This is a genomic window from Pseudomonas sp. 30_B (assembly GCF_017491605.1).
In the GTDB taxonomy this organism is placed as follows: Bacteria; Pseudomonadota; Gammaproteobacteria; order Pseudomonadales; family Pseudomonadaceae; genus Pseudomonas.
In genome coordinates this window covers 1-435 of the sequence record NZ_JAFGYY010000387.1, presented here as the reverse complement: position 1 = coordinate 435, position 435 = coordinate 1, and the positions used below count along the sequence as shown (strand labels likewise).

General features: G+C 58.2%; 1 protein-coding gene. It reads right to left on the bottom strand.

Going from position 1 to position 435, the window contains the following annotated elements:
• Positions 1-435: hypothetical protein (locus J5M67_RS28790; RefSeq protein WP_243434945.1), on the bottom strand; the 435-nt coding region annotated here is incomplete at both ends.

Below are 435 nucleotides of genomic sequence, written 5' to 3'. Positions count from 1 at the left end.
ATTTCATTCAGCAGATCACGCAGCTTCGCGCGTGCGTCGAGCTCCTTTCCGGGCGTCTGTTTCGACGCAAGGTCGTGCATTTCGTCGATGCCATACGCGCCCTTGTTCAGCTTCTCGTTCTTGTGGATCTGCTGGCTCTGCATGTACATCGTCGAGAACAGATTCGCGGCCGTCCGATTCGTGAAGATCGTCGAAATCATGTCCTTCACTTTGTCGGGGTCCGTGACGCCCTTCTTCGCCATCTGCGGCAGCAGCACCTTTTCGAGCCATTCGAGCGGCGACGCCTTGAACAGATCGCCGCCGAGCAGCGCGCCCGGCTTGATCCGCTTGATCATGCCGATTTTGTTGTACTCGACGTTCTTCTTGTCGAGCAGCCCGAGCTTCATCATCTCCTGCGCGGCCCGCACGGTCGTCTTGCCCTGGTAGACGTTGCTG